Origin of the sequence: Nguyenibacter vanlangensis (assembly GCF_013376155.1) — a bacterium.
GTDB lineage: Bacteria > Pseudomonadota > Alphaproteobacteria > Acetobacterales > Acetobacteraceae > Gluconacetobacter > Gluconacetobacter vanlangensis.
Genome location: NZ_JABXXP010001250.1, coordinates 1 through 551 on the forward strand (window position 1 = coordinate 1; position 551 = coordinate 551).

Here is a 551-nt window from a genome sequence, read left to right on the forward strand (position 1 = left end):
ATCGTCGGCGGCCACCTGGCGGACCGACCAGCCGCTGGCGACGTGGCGGGCCAGCGCGTCGGCGGCGTCGTCCGCGTCCTCGGGCGTGATTTCCAGCAGCACCGTCACCCGGTCCAGCGCCATGCGCGCGGCGAGCGATGCGGTTTCGAGCGCGACGCCGGTCGAGAGTTCGGTGGCGCAGGACAGGACCCAGACCCGGTGATTGACGATGGAGCGCCCGAAGCGCGTGGCCATCTGCCGTTCGGCCAGCGCCAGGCCGATGGCCGCCCCCAGCCCCTGACCGCTGGGACCGAAGGCCATTTCCACCGCCGGATGGGCGCCGTATTCGATCACGCCCTCGCCGGCGGCGGTCTGGCCCGCCAGGCGCATCATCGCGTGCAGCAGCGGCCGGTGACGGGTCGATGACACGACGAAGCGGTCGCGGTCCGGCCAGTCGGGGTTGGTGGGGTCGAAGCGCAGGAACTGGTTCCACAGCACGCAGGCCGGCACGGCCATGGCGGCGGCCCGGGCGGCCTGGTCCTCGTCCGCGATCGATGCGGCGATGAAGCGGT

1 pseudogene is annotated in these 551 nt (G+C 73.0%); it reads right to left on the minus strand.

The window, feature by feature from the left end:
* Positions 1 to 551, minus strand: a pseudogene (locus HUK84_RS22420) (transketolase-like TK C-terminal-containing protein); the annotation flags it as partial.